The sequence below is a fragment of the Bacillus sp. SIMBA_074 genome (assembly GCF_046534555.1).
GTDB classification, from domain to species: Bacteria; Bacillota; Bacilli; order Bacillales; family Bacillaceae_G; genus Bacillus_A; species Bacillus_A mycoides.
Genome location: NZ_JAWRYM010000552.1, coordinates 1 through 270, shown reverse-complemented (window position 1 = coordinate 270; position 270 = coordinate 1). Strand labels below are relative to the sequence as shown.

Genomic DNA, 270 nt, shown 5'->3' with positions numbered 1-270 from the left:
CCCATAAGACATGCCCAAAGCTTGGATAAATCCTAGGATAATAGTGAAGTAACGCGTGAATTGAGCTAATTTACGGCGCCCTGCTTCCCCTTGTTTAGACCATTCAGTGAACTTAGGTACAACATCCATCTGTAATAGTTGAACGATGATAGATGCCGTGATATATGGCATGATACCCATCGCTAATATGGAGAAGTTTTTTAGTGCTCCGCCGCCAAAGGTATTTAAAAGACCTATGACGCTCAGCTGGTCCTGTTCAGCGAGAAAACC

1 pseudogene is annotated in these 270 nt (G+C 43.7%); it reads right to left on the bottom strand.

Annotated features, from left to right (window positions below):
* Positions 1-270 (bottom strand): annotated as a pseudogene (locus SB773_RS31940) (preprotein translocase subunit SecY); the annotation flags it as partial.